Genomic DNA, 16399 nt, shown 5'->3' with positions numbered 1-16399 from the left:
ACCGCACAGTGGACGCGTAGCTTCTTTGTGGTAAGTCCTCGGCCTATTAGTACCAGTCACCTCCACACATTACTGTGCTTCCAGTTCTGGCCTATCAACCCGGTGGTCTGCCGGGGGCCTTACCCCCTCGAGGGGGTGAGAAACCTCATCTTGGAACAGGCTTCCCGCTTAGATGCTTTCAGCGGTTATCCCTTCCGAACGTAGCTAACCAGCAGTGCTCCTGGTGGAACAACTGGCACACCAGAGGTTCGTCCGTCCCGGTCCTCTCGTACTAGGGACAGCCTTCCTCAAGTTTCTGACGCGCGCGGCGGATAGAGACCGAACTGTCTCACGACGTTCTAAACCCAGCTCGCGTGCCGCTTTAATGGGCGAACAGCCCAACCCTTGGGACCTACTCCAGCCCCAGGATGCGACGAGCCGACATCGAGGTGCCAAACCATCCCGTCGATATGGACTCTTGGGGAAGATCAGCCTGTTATCCCCGGGGTACCTTTTATCCGTTGAGCGACACCGCTTCCACTTGCCGGTGCCGGATCACTAGTCCCGACTTTCGTCCCTGCTCGACCTGTCAGTCTCACAGTCAAGCTCCCTTGTGCACTTGCACTCGACACCTGATTGCCAACCAGGCTGAGGGAACCTTTGGGCGCCTCCGTTACATTTTGGGAGGCAACCGCCCCAGTTAAACTACCCACCAGGCACTGTCCCTGAACCAGATCATGGTCCGAGGTTAGATGTCCAATACGATCAGAGTGGTATTTCAACAACGACTCCACACACACTGGCGTGCATGCTTCACAGTCTCCCACCTATCCTACACAAACCGAACCGAACACCAATACCAAGCTATAGTGAAGGTCCCGGGGTCTTTTCGTCCTGCCGCGCGTAACGAGCATCTTTACTCGTAATGCAATTTCGCCGAGTCTGTGGTTGAGACAGCAGAGAAGTCGTTACGCCATTCGTGCAGGTCGGAACTTACCCGACAAGGAATTTCGCTACCTTAGGATGGTTATAGTTACCACCGCCGTTTACTGGGGCTTAAATTCTCAGCTTCGCCATTACTGGCTAACCGGTCCTCTTAACCTTCCAGCACCGGGCAGGCGTCAGTCCGTATACATCGTCTTACGACTTCGCACGGACCTGTGTTTTTAGTAAACAGTCGCTTCTCTCTGGTCTCTGCGGCCCCACCCAGCTCACACTGCAAGAGTGATCACCAGACGAGGCCCCCCTTCTCCCGAAGTTACGGGGGCATTTTGCCGAGTTCCTTAACCACAGTTCTCTCGATCGCCTTAGTATTCTCTACCTGACCACCTGTGTCGGTTTGGGGTACGGGCCGTGTGAAAGCTCGCTAGAGGCTTTTCTCGGCAGCATAGGATCACTGAATTCGCCTCAATCGGCTACGCATCACGTCTCAGGCGTCATGAGTGGCGGATTTGCCTACCACTCGCCCTACACGCTTACACCAGTATTACCACTGACTGGCTCAGCTACCTTCCTGCGTCACCCCATCGCTTGGCTACTACCAGATCAGGTCCCGTGCATCCACATCCAGGTTCCCCGAAGGGAAGTAAGGACGCTTCAGGACGGTTAGTATCACTGATTCACCAGGGGCGCGTTCACACGGGTACGGGAATATCAACCCGTTGTCCATCGACTACGCCTGTCGGCCTCGCCTTAGGTCCCGACTCACCCTGGGCGGATTAACCTGGCCCAGGAACCCTTGGTCATTCGGCGGACGAGTTTCTCACTCGTCTTTCGCTACTCATGCCTGCATTCTCACTCGTGCAGCCTCCACACCTGGATCACTCCGGCGCTTCCATGGCTGCACGACGCTCCCCTACCCATCCACACCACTGCACACAGGCCCGTAGACCCGCATGGGTGTTATGTGAATGCCGCGGCTTCGGCGGTGTACTTGAGCCCCGCTACATTGTCGGCGCAGGATCACTTGACCAGTGAGCTATTACGCACTCTTTCAAGGGTGGCTGCTTCTAAGCCAACCTCCTGGTTGTCTTCGCGACCCCACATCCTTTTCCACTTAGTACACGCTTAGGGGCCTTAGCCGGCGATCTGGGCTGTTTCCCTCTCGACTACGAAGCTTATCCCCCGCAGTCTCACTGCCGTGCTCTCACACTCTGGCATTCGGAGTTTGGCTGACGTCAGTAACCTTGTGGGGCCCATCGGCCATCCAGTAGCTCTACCTCCAGAGTGAAACACACGACGCTGCACCTAAATGCATTTCGGGGAGAACCAGCTATCACGGAGTTTGATTGGCCTTTCACCCCTACCCACAGCTCATCCCCTCAGTTTTCAACCTAAGTGGGTTCGGGCCTCCACGACGTCTTACCGTCGCTTCACCCTGGCCATGGGTAGATCACTCCGCTTCGGGTCTAGAACATGCCACTCAAACGCCCTATTCGGACTCGCTTTCGCTACGGCTACCCCACACGGGTTAACCTCGCGACATGCCGCTAACTCGCAGGCTCATTCTTCAAAAGGCACGCCATCACCCCCAACACCGAAGTGTTCGAAGGCTCTGACGGATTGTAAGCGCACGGTTTCAGGTACTATTTCACTCCCCTCCCGGGGTACTTTTCATCTTTCCCTCACGGTACTAGTCCGCTATCGGTCACCAGGGAGTATTCAGGCTTATCGGGTGGTCCCGACAGATTCACAGCAGATTTCACGGGCCCGCTGCTACTCGGGTGTCCGTCACGACAGTCACCATGTTTTCGTCTACGGGACTCTCACCCTCTACGACAGGCCGTTCCAGACCACTTCGACTAACACGATGATTTCTTACTGTCGGCCAATCCGGCAGAATTGACAAGACGGATCCCACAACCCCACGAATGCAACGCCCGCCGGCTATCACACACCCATGGTTTAGCCTCTTCCGCTTTCGCTCGCCACTACTCACGGAATCACATGTTGTTTTCTCTTCCTGTGGGTACTGAGATGTTTCACTTCCCCACGTTCCCTCCACACGCCCTATATATTCAGGCGCGGGTAACCACACATCACTGTGGCTGGGTTTCCCCATTCGGACATCCTCGGATCTCAGCTCGGTTGACAGCTCCCCGAGGCTTATCGCAGCCTCCTACGTCCTTCATCGGCTCCTGGTGCCAAGACATCCACCGTACGCTCTTAAACACTTACAACAAAGATGCTCGCGTCCACTGTGCAGTTCTCAAACAACACACCCCACTCGAATTTCACGTCAGCACCATGCCCACCACCGAAGCGATGCGGTCTGCCTGACATCCGAACAGGATCGTTTCTTGCCTGGAGAAAATCACTTGCGTGTTCTCTCAGGACCCAACAGTATGCCGATATATCACCCACCAGCCGGCACTCGGGCCGACCACAACGCGGATGAGGTAGTCAGTGTTCCACCCATGAGCACCACCGGATTACATGTGAATCCGAAGTGGCTCTGCCCTCACACCGGCCCCGACTGTTCGAGGCGGTATGGGGAGATGCTCCTTAGAAAGGAGGTGATCCAGCCGCACCTTCCGGTACGGCTACCTTGTTACGACTTCGTCCCAATCGCCGATCCCACCTTCGACGGCTCCCTCCACAAGGGTTAGGCCACCGGCTTCGGGTGTTACCGACTTTCATGACGTGACGGGCGGTGTGTACAAGGCCCGGGAACGTATTCACCGCAGCGTTGCTGATCTGCGATTACTAGCGACTCCGACTTCACGGGGTCGAGTTGCAGACCCCGATCCGAACTGAGACCGGCTTTAAGGGATTCGCTCCACCTCACGGTATCGCAGCCCTCTGTACCGGCCATTGTAGCATGTGTGAAGCCCTGGACATAAGGGGCATGATGACTTGACGTCGTCCCCACCTTCCTCCGAGTTGACCCCGGCAGTCTCCTGCGAGTCCCCGCCATTACGCGCTGGCAACACAGGACAAGGGTTGCGCTCGTTGCGGGACTTAACCCAACATCTCACGACACGAGCTGACGACAGCCATGCACCACCTGTATACCGACCACAAGGGGGCACCTATCTCTAGGTGTTTCCGGTATATGTCAAACCCAGGTAAGGTTCTTCGCGTTGCATCGAATTAATCCACATGCTCCGCCGCTTGTGCGGGCCCCCGTCAATTCCTTTGAGTTTTAGCCTTGCGGCCGTACTCCCCAGGCGGGGCGCTTAATGCGTTAGCTACGGCACGGATCCCGTGGAAGGAAACCCACACCTAGCGCCCACCGTTTACGGCGTGGACTACCAGGGTATCTAATCCTGTTCGCTACCCACGCTTTCGCTCCTCAGCGTCAGTTACTGCCCAGAGACCCGCCTTCGCCACCGGTATTCCTCCTGATATCTGCGCATTTCACCGCTACACCAGGAATTCCAGTCTCCCCTGCAGTACTCAAGTCTGCCCGTATCGCCCGCAAGCTTGGGGTTGAGCCCCAAGTTTTCACGGACGACGCGACAAACCGCCTACGAGCTCTTTACGCCCAGTAATTCCGGACAACGCTCGCACCCTACGTATTACCGCGGCTGCTGGCACGTAGTTGGCCGGTGCTTCTTCTGCAGGTACCGTCACTTTCGCTTCGTCCCTGCTGAAAGAGGTTTACAACCCGAAGGCCGTCATCCCTCACGCGGCGTCGCTGCATCAGGCTTTCGCCCATTGTGCAATATTCCCCACTGCTGCCTCCCGTAGGAGTCTGGGCCGTGTCTCAGTCCCAGTGTGGCCGGTCGCCCTCTCAGGCCGGCTACCCGTCGTCGCCTTGGTAGGCCATTACCCCACCAACAAGCTGATAGGCCGCGGGCCCATCCTGCACCAGTAAACCTTTCCAACCCCCGCCATGCGACAGGAGCTCATATCCGGTATTAGACCCAGTTTCCCAGGCTTATCCCAGAGTGCAGGGCAGATCACCCACGTGTTACTCACCCGTTCGCCGCTCGTGTACCCCCGAAGGGGCCTTACCGCTCGACTTGCATGTGTTAAGCACGCCGCCAGCGTTCGTCCTGAGCCAGGATCAAACTCTCCGTTGAAGACTCTAGATTTCGCAGCCGAAGCCACTAATCAGTCATAGACATCGAGTCAAATCACTAGCAAAAAAACTCAAACTAGCTTTGCACTGACCATCTCAGACGGAAGAATGAGACGATCAGCAAATACCCACACCACGCTGCGCAAAAGCACTACACGATGGTGTGGAGTACCAAATAAATAATTGGCACTGACATTCATCGACACACTGTTGAGTTCTCAAAGAACACGCGCACACCATCACTCGAAACTTTGCAGTTCCTCGTTCCGGGGCAACCGTTCCAGCTTATCCCACCCGGGATCCGAGTGCAAACTCGGCTCCCATCCGGGCCACCCGGACGCGGCTCCACCACCCTACACCGGGCAGGGAAGCAACTTCCAGGAGTATCAGGCGCTCCCCGTACAACCTCGTTTTCCCTCGCTGACCTGTGAAGATCGCGTCCGGGTCGGTGTCCGTGTCGCTCTGACCTGGAATAAGTTACGCGAAGCATTCACCGAACACCAAATCGCCTGGTCAAACCCACTGAATCGGCCATTTCCCGGAGGATTGCGGTCCGCGGAAGCCCGTCAGGGCATCTCGATGGTTTCCGCACGTGCAATTTCGCCGAGTGCGGCGCGGATGTACCGGTCCGGGGCGACGTCTGCGGTGGTGAGGAGATCGGCCATCACCAGCACGGCACTGCGGAGGTAAGCGGACGGCCCGATCCGTAGCGCGTCGTCCACCATCTCCGTCAGGCCGAGAGATCCGGTGAGGACGGCGGCGAGCGCGGCGACGTCGAGGTCGGGCAGCCACGCGATCGTCGATCCGACGACCCGCGTCAGCGCGCTCTGAATGTCCTCGCCGGAGAAGCCGTCGGGATGGAGGTCCTCCAGCAGGGCGCGCACCACGCCGGCGTGGACGATCGTCACCTGCTCGAAGGGCAGCGCGACGAGCTCCTCCACGGCTTCTGCCAACGCAGCGCGCGTGGCGGCGCGGGCTGCGGTGATCGCGTCGTCGGTGGCGACGGCGATCTGCCGCGCCGTGGTGGGCCACTCCCCCGGCCACTTGCTTCCCGTGCGCATATCCGTCACACCGCCGCGCTCAGCGCGACGGACAACGGCAGGGCCGTCAGACACAGGACCGCCGCGACCAGCAGGCCGATCACGAGGCGCTTGTCCCACTTCCCGCGCGCCCCGCTCGCTGCCAGGACGAACAGGACGAATCCGATGCACACGGAAACGATCGTGACGAGGACCGGCGTGGAGAGCATGCCTGGATTGTGCCTCAGCCGCGTTCGGCCTGATCGGCCAGGAGTTGGGCCAGATGAACGCCCTCTCTCCGGGTGAGATCGGCGAGCTGTGTCCGGCACGAATACCCGTCCGCCAGCACCACCGTCTCGCTGTCGGCGGCAGTAACCGCCGGCAGCAGACGGTGCTCGGCGACCGCGACGGACACGTCGTAGTGCCCCTTCTCCACACCGAAGTTCCCGGCCAACCCGCAGCACCCGCCGAGTCGCTGCACCCGGGCGCCCGCACGCCGCAGCAACGCGTCGTCGACGCCCCACCCCATCACCGCGTGGTGATGACAATGCGGTTGGGCCACGACCTCGGTGCCGGTGAGGTCCGGCGGCTCCCACCCGTCCCGCTCCGCCAGCAGTTCCGCGAGCGTGCGGGTGGACTCGGCCACCGCCCGGGCCGCGTCGCCGCCCACCAGCTCGAGCCCGTCCGCGCGCAGCACGGCCGTGCACGACGGTTCCATTCCGACGATCGGCGTCCCCTCCCGGGCGAGTGCCGTCACCGTGCGACCGAGGATGCGGCGTGCGGCGTCGAGCTGACCGGTGGTGATCCACGTCAGCCCGCAACACTGCCGCCGACGGGTGAGGCGGGGACGGAAGCCGGCGTCCTCGAGCACCCGGACCGTCGCGATCCCCACCTCCGGAGTGAAGTGGTCGGTGAAGGTGTCGACGAACAGCACGACCGGGTCGCCGGTGGTGCGGCGCTCGGCGGCCGTCGAGGCGAACCAACGCCGGAACGACACGGGCGCGAACTGCGGGACGTGCCGTCGGCGGTCGGTGCCGCCGAGGGTCAGCGCCGCCGACGCGACGCCCGGGAGCCGGGTCACGGCGTTCACCAGGCGCGGTGCCCGTCCGGCGGCCGCAGCCCAGCGCGGCAGCCACCCCAACGAATAGTGCGAGACCGGGCGCAGCCGCCTGCGGTAACTCTGGTGCAGAACCTCCGACTTGTAGGAGGCCATGTCGATGCCCGTCGGGCAGTCCGATGCGCAGCCCTTGCACGACAGGCACAGCTCGAGCGCGTCGTGCACCTCCCGTGACCGCCAGCCCTCACGCACGAGTCCGCCGTTCACCATCTCCTGCAGGACGCGCGCGCGGCCACGGGTCGAGTCCTTCTCCTCCCGCGTCGCCAGATAAGAGGGACACATGACGCCGCCGGCCCCCGTGGTGTCGGCTCGGCACTTGCCGACACCCGTGCAGCGGTGCACCGCCTGCGCGAAGTCGCCGTCGTCGGCGCGGTAGGCCAACGCGAGGTCGCGGCGCAGCGGCGCGGCGTGCGGGACGCGCAGGTCCGCGTCCAGCGGTCGGGGATCGACCAGGACGCCGGGGTTGAGGACGTGGTCGGGGTCGAAGACGTGCTTGACGGCCCCGAACAGCCGCAACGCGTCGGGCGAGTACATCAGCGGCAGCAGCTCCCCTCGGGCGCGGCCGTCACCGTGCTCCCCGGACAGCGATCCGCCGTAGCGCGCCACCAGCTCCGCCGCCGCCGTGAGGAAGCGCCGGAAGACTGCACGACCGCCGGGACGATCGAGCGGGACGTCGAGCCGGATGTGGAGGCAGCCGTCGGCGAAGTGCCCGTACGGCAGGCCGGTGATGCCGAATTCGGTGAGCAGCGCGTCGAAGTCGCGCAGGTAGGGGCCCATCCGGTCGGGCGGCACGGCCGCGTCCTCCCACCCGGCGTAGGCGGGCCTGCCGGTGGGGCTGCGTCCGGCCAGACCGGCGCCGTCCTCCCGGATCCGCCACAGCGCCGCGGCGCGCGCCGGATCCTCGACGACGAGCGCGTCGATCGCCCCCGCACCGGCGGCCAGCGCTTCGGCCCGCGTGAGCACGTCGTCGCGCGTCTCGCCCGCGATCTCGACGAAGAGCCACGCGGCGCCGCGCGGTAGCGGCGGCACCACCTGCGGGCCCCGCCGTGCACGGACGACGTCGACCAGTCGGGAGTCGATGCCCTCGCACGCGGTGGGACGGAAGCCGAGGACGGTCTTCGCGTCGTCCCCGGCGGCGGCGATGTCGTCGTAGCCCAACGCGACCAGCACCCGGTGGGCCGGATCCCGGACGAGGTTCACCGTGGCGCGGGTGACGATGCCGAGCGTGCCCTCGCTGCCGACGAGCAACTTCCGCACGTCGAAGCCGTTCTCGGGCAACAGGTGTTCGAGGGCGTACCCGGACGCCTGCCGACCGAAGCGGCCGAATTCGGTTCGGATGGTTGCCAATCCGGATCCGGTGACGGCGCGGAGCCGGTCGAGGAGCGGGGCGCCGGTGACGTCGGGCAGCGACAGCGCCTCCCCCGTCCCGGTGAGCAGTTCGAGTCCGGCGACGTTGTCGGACGTGCGCCCGTACCCCAGGGTCCGGGCCCCGCACGCGTTGTTGCCGATCATTCCGCCGACGGTGCAGCGGTTGTGCGTGGACGGGTCGGGACCGAAGCGCAGACCGTGCGGGGCCACCGCGTTCTGCAGGGTCGCCTGCACCGTCCCCGGCTCCACGACCGCCGTCCGCGCGTCGGGATCGACCGCGAGCACCCGGCCCAGACGGCGACTGAAGTCGAGGACCACACCCGAGCCGACCGCGTTGCCGGCCACCGACGTCCCCGCACCCCGGGCCGTGATCGGCACACCCTCGGCCCGGCAGACGTCGAGCACGGTCGCGACCTCGTCGACCGCGCGCGGAAACACCACGGTCGTGGGCGGCACCCGGTACAGCGACGCGTCCGACGAGTACAGCGCCCGGGTGGTGCCGTCGTCCCGGACGTCGCGCACTCCCGCGCGCCGCAGCGCGTCGGCGATCGGCGTCCGGTCCGGCATACGAGCAGCCTAGTGTCGGGCGGTCAGCACCACCGGGCCGTCGTCGGTGACCGCCACCGTGTGCTCGCTGTGCGCGGCGCGGGCACCGGTGAGCGTCCGCAGCGTCCAGCCGTCGGCGTCCTGGCGGTAGTCGTCGGTGCCGTCGGCGATGAGCATCGGTTCGATCGCGAGGACCAGGCCGGCGCGCAACCGCATGCCCCTGCCGGCGCGGGCCTCGTTGGGCACATCCGGGCTCTCGTGCATCACCCGGCCGATGCCGTGACCGCCGTGGTCGGCGAGCAGCCCGTAGCCGCGGCTGCGGACGTACCCGCCGATGGCCGCGCCGATGTCGCCGAGCCGGTTCCCGACCCGGGCGGCGTCGATGCCGCGGCGCAGGGCCTCGTCGGCGGCCGCGACCAGCGCCTCGTCCGCCGGGTCCGCGGCGCCGACGACGAAGCTGATCGCCGAGTCGCCGCACCAGCCGTTCAGGCGCGCACCGCCGTCGATGCTCACCAGGTCGCCGTCCCGCAGCCGGTAGTCCGTCGGGATGCCGTGCACGACGGCGTCGTTCACGGACGCGCAGACGACTCCCGGGAACGGGGTCGGCGCCCAGTTCGGCCGGTAGTTCAGGAACAGCGGCTCGGCGCCGGCGGCGGCGACGGTGCGGGCGGCGACGGCGTCGAGCTCGCGCAGGCTCACCCCCACCCGGGCGTGATCCCGCGCGGCCGCGAGGGCGGCGGCGACCACCCGTCCCGCCGCCCGCATCCCCCGGATCTCCGCTTCGGACTTGAGTTCCACCACTGCACCGCACCTCCGGCTCGAATAACTATACCGGTATTACTATAAGCAGCATGGTGCGTGTGCCGTTGACAGCGGAGGAACTCGAACGTGGCCGACGGCTCGGTGAGCTGCTGCGATCGGCGCGAGGCGAGACGAGCATGGTGCAGGTAGCGCACGCCGCGGACATCTCCGTCGAGACGCTGCGCAAGATCGAGACGGGGCGCATCGCGACGCCGGCGTTCTTCACCATCACCGCCGTCGCGCGCGTCCTCGACATCTCCCTCGACGAGATCGCCGCCGCCCTCGACCCCGAGCCGGTCAGTCCGGATCGGGAGACTCGGCGCGCCTCTTGATCCGGTCGAGGCGCCGGTCCCACCCGGCGGCGATCCGCTCGAGCTGACCCGCCGTCTCGCTCAGCCGTGCGCCGACGGCGACGAAGCGCACCTCTCGCCCGTCCCGTTCGGCGTTCACCAGTCCCACCTCCTGCAACACCGCGAGGTGCCGGGCGATCGCCTGCCGCGACACCGGCAGCTCCCGTGCCAGCGCGGACGCCGAGGCGGGCCCCCGTCCCAGCCGGAGCAGGACGGCCCAGCGGGTGTCGTCGGCGAGGGCCGCGAAGACCGCGGGCGGGTCGAGGGCTTCACCCGACCGCATCGACCGCCTCCTCCGCGTGCCGCTTGGCGAGCGCCATCTCCACCCGCCAGCCCCCGACATGGTCGTCGTAGCGACTGCGGCGCGCCTGCGCGCTCTCGGACAACGACGCGAACCCGCTCTCGACGACCGTCAGCACGACGCTCGTCGGCGAGGTCTCCGCGATGCGGAACTCCACCAGGGTCGAGGACCCGTCCGGCGAATCCACGTCGGTGAACCACCGGAACGCCGCGTAGCGCGGCTCGTGCAGCTCGACGGTCGCGAAGGCGAACTCCCCGTGCACCGGGTCGCGCACGACGTCCAGTTCGCCGCGGCGTTCGACGCGGTGCGGCACGATCTCCTCGTCGTTGATGTACCACCCCGGCTCGCTCACGAGCTTCCACACCCGCGCTGCCGGGGCGTCGATCGCGATCTCCCGCTCGATTCGATCCAACTCGTCCATCGGTCCCATCCCTTCGTACGACTGCCGATCAGGTGCAACTCAACGCTTGCAGATGTCCCGCCGACATGCAATGCCTCGGTTGCATGTCGGCGGGATGGCCGAGATGCCGGACTGCGCCCGTTTCGGCCGTCCGGAATGCCCGCTCCAGGTACCGGTCCGGCCTCTTCTCACAGGTAGCCCCCAGCTAGCTGCGGTATTCTCGCGTCCGGCCAACCGACGGCTGCGCGGCGCCACGCCCCACCGTCCTGCGACACGGAAGGGGGCGATACGTGAGCGAAACGCTGAACCTGGTCGACGAGCGCGCCGCTGCCACAGCGACCACGGACACCACCACGGCGCCGGCCAGGACCCGCCGATTCCACGTCACCCCGGCCGACGTCGCCGCGACCTCATCGTTCGTCGTGCTGGCGCTGTTCGTCCTCGCCCGGCAGTGGAAGCACCTGGGCGACGGGTACCTGGTCAGCAGCGGCCAGGACCAGACCATGTGGGAGTGGTTCTTCGCCGTCACCGCGCACTCGCTCGCGAACCTCGAGAACCCGCTGTCGAGCACGCTGCAGAACTATCCGCTCGGTGTGAACCTCATGGCCAACACCGCGATGTTCGGCGTGAGCATCCCGCTCGCACCCGTCACGCTGCTGTTCGGCCCCACCGTCACGTTCACCCTCGCGCTCACGCTGGGGCTGTCGGGCACCGCGACCGCCTGGTACTGGGTGCTGTCGCGACACGTCGTCACGTCCAAGTTCGCGGCCGCGGTCGGCGGCGTCTTCTGCGGTTTCGCGCCGGCGATGATCTCGCACACCAACGGCCACCCCAACTTCGTGGCGCTGTTCCTGCTGCCCTTCATCGCGCTGCTGGTGATCCGGCTCGGCAGCGGGGAGCGGCCGGTGCGCAACGGCATCCTCCTCGGACTGGTCGTCGCCTACCAGGTCTTCCTCGGCGAAGAGCCGCTGCTGATCTACGCGATCGCGTTCGCCGTCTTCGGTGTCGCCTACGGCATCTCGCGGCCCGGTGCCGCGCTCGCCGCGATCCGGCGCAGCCTCAAGGGGCTGTGCGTCGCCGGCGGCGTCACGCTCGTGATCGTCGCGTTCCCGCTGTGGTGGCAGTTCCTGGGCCCGCAGAGCTACCACTCGATCGAGCACGGCCCGGTCGGCAACGATGCCAACGCCTTCACCCGCTTCCCCACCCAGTCGCTGGCCGGTTACCCGGGGTCCGCCGAGGGGCTGGCGATGAACGCCACCGAGGAGAACGCGTTCTTCGGGTGGCCCCTGCTGCTGCTGGTCGTGATGACCGCGGCCTGGCTGTGGCGGGTGCGCATCGCGCGGGCCGCGGCCGCGACATGTGCAGTGCTGGCTGTTCTTTCCATGGGCGTCGAACTGTCCGTCGCGCACACCGACACCGGCATCACGCTGCCGTGGGCGTGGTTCGCGAAGCTGCCGCTGCTCGAATCCGTCCTCGAGTCGCGGTTCGCGATGGGCTGCATCCCGGCGATCGCGATCCTGGTGGCACTCGGCACCGACCGGGCGCTCGCGTCCGGACGCACCGGGCAACGGTCGACGACCCTGCTGTGGCTGGGCTGGCTGGCGGTCGCGCTGCTGCCGCTCGCGCCGGCTCCCGCGGCCGTCGCGCACCGCGCGCCCGAGCCGGCGTTCTTCGCCGACGGCACCTGGCGCTCGTACGTCTCCGACGGCTCGGTCGTCACCGTCCCGTTGCCGCGCCCCGAGGACGCCAAGGCACTGCAGTGGCAGGTCCGGCAGAAGTTCGGCTATCCCGTCGCGGGTGGGTACTTCGTCGGCCCGGCCGGCCCCGAGGACGAGGGCAAGTACGGCGCCGACGACCGCCCCACCGCGATGCTGCTCGGCAAGGCACAGAACACCGGCGAACTCCCCACCATCGACGACGCCACCCGGTCGACCGCGCTCGACGACCTCCGGTTCTGGAACGCCGACGTCGTGGTGCTGCCGCCGGGCAAGAACGACCAGGTGCTGCGGACCACCGTCAACCAACTCCTGGGCGTCGACGGCGTCCGCGTGGACGGGGTCTGGGTCTGGGACGTGCGGAATCTGACCTGACCGCGGCGCTCACCTAGAGTCGATCACCGTGCCCGACGTCCTGACTGTCCCAGCCCCGGCCGCCGAGAGCGCCTCCACCCGAGACGTGCGGATCGCCCGCCTCGTCGCCGTCGTCAGCGGACTGCTCGGCATGGTGCTCGCGCTCGCGACGCCGTTCCTGCCGGTGAAGCAGGACGCCGCATCGGTCAGCTGGCCGCAGAACGGCAGCCTCACGAGCGTCGAGGCGCCGCTGGTGTCGTACACGCCGCTGCAGTTGCACGTGAACATCCCGTGCAGCGCCGTCGGACAGCTGACGGCCACGGGCGGCGCGCTGGTCGCGACCGCTCCCCCGCAGGCCGGCCGCGCGGAGGCCGACGGACTGGTCGTCAAGGTGGAGGCCGCGTCGGGCACCGAACCGGCACGACTGCGCGCCGTCCTGCGCGACACCGCGCTGCTGTCGATCCCGGTGGACGACCTGCAGGGCTGCACCGAGATCGTCGTCACGTCGGATCCGCAGGGCACCACCGCGGCGGTCGCCGGGCTGCCCGAGCAGCAGGCCACGACCGTGACCAGCGACGTCCGCCCGCAGATGGTCGGCGTCTTCACCGACCTGCAGGGCACCCCGCCGCCCGGCCTCGAGGTCCGCGCCGACGTCGACTCCCGGTTCTCGTCGACCCCCACTCTGATCAAGCTCGTCGCGATGATCGTCGCCGTCCTGGCCACGCTCGTCTCGCTCGCCGCGCTGCACCGCCTCGACGGCGTCGACCGGCGCCGCGCCCGCCGGTTCCTGCCGGCACGCTGGTGGCGGTTCACCGGCATCGACGGCGTCGTGATCGGCGGCCTGCTGGTGTGGCACGTCATCGGCGCCAACACGTCCGACGACGGCTACCTGCTGAACATGGCCCGCGTGTCGGAGAACGCCGGGTACATGGCCAACTACTTCCGCTGGTTCGGTGTCCCCGAGGCGCCGTTCGGCTGGTACTACGACGTGCTGGTGCTGTTCGCCAAGGTGAGCTCCGCGAGCGTGTGGATGCGCCTGCCCACGCTCATCGCCGGCGTCCTCTGCTGGATGATCATCAGCCGCGAGGTGATCCCGCGGCTGGGCACGATGGTCCGCCGCAACACCGTCGCGATGTGGACCGCCGGACTGGTGTTCCTGGCGTTCTGGCTGCCGTTCGACAACGGCCTGCGGCCCGAGCCGATCATCGCGCTCGGCGCGCTGCTCACGTGGTGCTCGATCGAACGAGCCATCGCCACCGGGCGGGTGCTGCCCGCGGCGATCGCCGTGCTGATCGCCGCCTTCTCGCTGGCCGCCGGCCCGTCGGGCATGATCGCGATCGCGGCACTGATCGCCGGCGCCCGCTCGATCGTGCAGGCGATCGTCCGCCGCGCCCGCGCCGTCGGCGTCGCCGGTCAGCTCGCGCCCATCCTCGCGTCCGGCACCGTCGTCCTGGTGGCGGTGTTCGCCGACCAGACCCTCGCCTCGGTGCTCGAGGCCACCCGCGTGCGCACCGCCGTCGGCCCCAACGTGCCGTGGTTCGACGAGCGGGTGCGCTGGGACGCCCTGCTCAACATCTCCCCCGACGGCTCGCTGGCGCGGCGCTTCGGCGTCTTCGTCATGCTGCTGTGCCTGGTGGTGTGCGTGATGATGGTGCTGCGCCGCGGTGGCCGCATCCCGGGCACCTCGCTGGGCCCGTCCCGCCGCATCCTCGGCATCGTGTTCGCGTCGCTGCTGCTGATGAGCTTCACGCCGACCAAGTGGACGCACCACTTCGGGGTGTACGCCGGTCTGGCCGGCTCGGTGGCCGCGCTCGCCGCCGTCGCGGTGGCCGGGGCGAGTCTGCGCTCGAAACGCAACCGGACCCTGTTCGCCGCCGGAGTGCTGTTCATCCTGGCGTTGTCGTTCACCGGCTCCAACGGCTGGTGGTACGTGTCGAGCTACGGCGTCCCGTGGTGGGACAAGCCGCCGTCGATCGCCGGCAAGGGCTTCTCGACCGTGCTGCTCGGGCTCACCGTGCTCGCGCTCCTGCTGGCCGCGTGGTTCCACATCCGCGCGCCGTACGAGAAGGAGCGACCGGCGGGCAACGGCGGCCGGCTGGCCCGGATCCGCCGCTGGTCGCCCGCGCCGCTGACGCTCGCGGCGGCCGCCGTCGTGCTGTTCGAGATGCTGTCGCTGCTCAAGGGCGCGGTGGCACAGTACCCGGCCTACTCGATCGCGCAGTCCAACCTGCGCTCGCTCACCGGGAACACGTGCGCGCTCGCGGACTTCGTCCTCGTCGAGGACGATCCGAACGCGGCGCTGCTGAAGCTCGTGAACCCGCCCGCCGATACGGCCGGGGCCGCCGCGTTCGGTGCCACCACCGCCACCGGTTTCACCCCCGACGGAGTGGCCGGCGACCTCACCGCCGACAAGGAGAACGTGACCACCGGCGGCGCCAACAGCGTCGACAACGGCACCGACTCGGACTCCCAGTCCCAGTCGCAGACGCAGAGCGGCACCCGCGCCGGAACCAGCGGCGGCACCGAGGCCACCGCCGGCGTCAACGGCAGCAGCGTGTCGCTGCCGTTCGGACTGGACGCGGCGACCACCCCGGTCCTGGGCAGCTACCGGAGCGGCGCGCAGCAGGCGGCCGAACTCACCACCGGCTGGTACGGGCTGCCCGAGCGCAGCGACGACGCCCCGATCCTGACGATCGCCGCTGCCGGCCGCATCCACTCGGTGGACGCCGACGGCATCGTCACCGACGGCCAGCTGCTCGAGGTCGAGTACGGCACCCGCACCGCCGACGGCAACGTCGACGTCCGGGGCCGCATCGCCCCGATCGACATCGGGCCGGCCCCGTCGTGGCGGAACCTGCGGGTGCCGCTCGACCAGCTGCCCGCCGACGCGAACGCCGTGCGCCTGGTCGCGTCCGACACCGGCCTCGCGCCCGACCAGTGGCTCGCGGTGACTCCGCCGCGCGTGCCGCACATGCAGACGCTGCAGACCGTCGTCGGCAGCAGCGCACCCGTGCTGCTGGACTGGTCGGTGGGTCTGGCCTTCCCGTGCCAGCGCCCGTTCGACCACCACGACGGCGTCGCCGAGGTGCCCGAGTACCGGGTGCTCCCCGACCGCGTGGGTGCGGTCGCGACCAACGCGTGGCAGGACGCCATCGGCGGCGGACCGCTCGGCTGGACCTCGCTGTTGCTGAACGCTCAGACGATCCCGACCTATCTGGCCGACGACTGGCGCCGGGACTGGGGCTCGCTCGAGCGGTTCACCCCGATCGTGCCGTCGGCGCAGCCGGCGACGGTGGACGTCGAGCAGACCAACCGCTCCGGTCTGTGGTCGCCGGGTCCCATCCGGGAGACGCCGCCCGCCTGACCGGTCTGTGAACAAGCTGAGAGCCACCGGACCATTTACGGATAACGGAACGGTCTCGC

At 66.9% G+C, this 16399-nt stretch carries 9 protein-coding genes and 2 rRNA genes; 3 read left to right on the top strand and 8 right to left on the bottom strand.

Going from position 1 to position 16399, the window contains the following annotated elements; genetic code table 11:
• Positions 1-26: 26 nt before the first annotated feature.
• The 6 genes from E7742_RS19600 to map all read right to left on the bottom strand — a co-directional run bounded on the left by E7742_RS19600 (position 27) and on the right by map (position 9856).
• Positions 27-3158, bottom strand: a 23S ribosomal RNA gene (locus E7742_RS19600).
• Between the two features lie 329 nt (positions 3159-3487).
• A 16S ribosomal RNA gene (locus tag E7742_RS19595) occupies positions 3488-5006 on the bottom strand.
• The 16S and 23S rRNA genes sit together here, the layout of an rRNA operon.
• Before the next feature lie 565 nt (positions 5007-5571).
• Positions 5572-6066, bottom strand: coding sequence for a hypothetical protein (locus tag E7742_RS19590; RefSeq protein WP_137800465.1), 495 nt, complete (start codon positions 6064-6066; stop codon positions 5572-5574).
• Positions 6067-6071: 5 nt separating this feature from the next.
• Positions 6072-6254, bottom strand: coding sequence for a hypothetical protein (locus E7742_RS19585; RefSeq protein ID WP_137800464.1), 183 nt, complete (start codon positions 6252-6254; stop codon positions 6072-6074).
• A gap of 14 nt (positions 6255-6268) precedes the next feature.
• Positions 6269-9076 carry an FAD-binding and (Fe-S)-binding domain-containing protein gene (locus E7742_RS19580; protein WP_137800463.1) on the bottom strand — a complete coding sequence of 936 codons (2808 nt, stop codon included), beginning with the start codon at positions 9074-9076 and terminating at the stop codon, positions 6269-6271.
• Between the two features lie 9 nt (positions 9077-9085).
• Positions 9086-9856 carry a type I methionyl aminopeptidase gene (gene map, locus E7742_RS19575; RefSeq protein WP_137800462.1) on the bottom strand — a complete coding sequence of 257 codons (771 nt, stop codon included), beginning with the start codon at positions 9854-9856 and terminating at the stop codon, positions 9086-9088.
• Between the two features lie 50 nt (positions 9857-9906).
• Here map and E7742_RS19570 point away from each other — a divergent pair, with 50 nt between their 5' ends.
• Positions 9907-10188 (top strand): helix-turn-helix domain-containing protein, encoded by a 282-nt coding sequence (locus tag E7742_RS19570; protein WP_137800461.1) that lies wholly within the window; start codon positions 9907-9909, stop codon positions 10186-10188.
• Here E7742_RS19570 and E7742_RS19565 read toward each other — a convergent pair.
• Together E7742_RS19565 and E7742_RS19560 are read right to left on the bottom strand one after the other, a co-directional pair.
• The gene (locus E7742_RS19565; RefSeq protein WP_137800460.1) at positions 10154-10489 is read right to left on the bottom strand and encodes an ArsR/SmtB family transcription factor; all 336 of its coding nucleotides are present in this window, start codon (positions 10487-10489) and stop codon (positions 10154-10156) included. The two genes, E7742_RS19570 and E7742_RS19565, sit on opposite strands and share 35 nt — an antisense overlap.
• Positions 10476-10928, bottom strand: a complete 453-nt coding sequence (locus E7742_RS19560) for an SRPBCC domain-containing protein (RefSeq protein ID WP_137800459.1) — start codon at positions 10926-10928, stop codon at positions 10476-10478. Before E7742_RS19560 ends, E7742_RS19565 begins: the two co-directional genes overlap by 14 nt.
• A 269-nt stretch (positions 10929-11197) precedes the next feature.
• On the opposite strand from E7742_RS19560, the gene E7742_RS19555 reads away from it, so the two are divergent.
• Both E7742_RS19555 and E7742_RS19550 read left to right on the top strand, forming a co-directional pair.
• Positions 11198-12997, top strand: a complete 1800-nt coding sequence (locus E7742_RS19555) for a DUF6541 family protein (RefSeq protein WP_137800458.1) — start codon at positions 11198-11200, stop codon at positions 12995-12997.
• A gap of 28 nt (positions 12998-13025) precedes the next feature.
• Positions 13026-16340 carry an arabinosyltransferase domain-containing protein gene (locus tag E7742_RS19550; RefSeq protein WP_441346866.1) on the top strand — a complete coding sequence of 1105 codons (3315 nt, stop codon included), beginning with the start codon at positions 13026-13028 and terminating at the stop codon, positions 16338-16340.
• Positions 16341-16399: the final 59 nt, after the last annotated feature.

It is taken from the genome of Rhodococcus sp. SGAir0479 (genome assembly GCF_005484805.1).
Lineage (GTDB): Bacteria > Actinomycetota > Actinomycetes > Mycobacteriales > Mycobacteriaceae > Prescottella.
The sequence above is the reverse complement of the archived record's forward strand: the minus strand, read 5'-3'. Positions and strand labels throughout refer to the sequence as shown.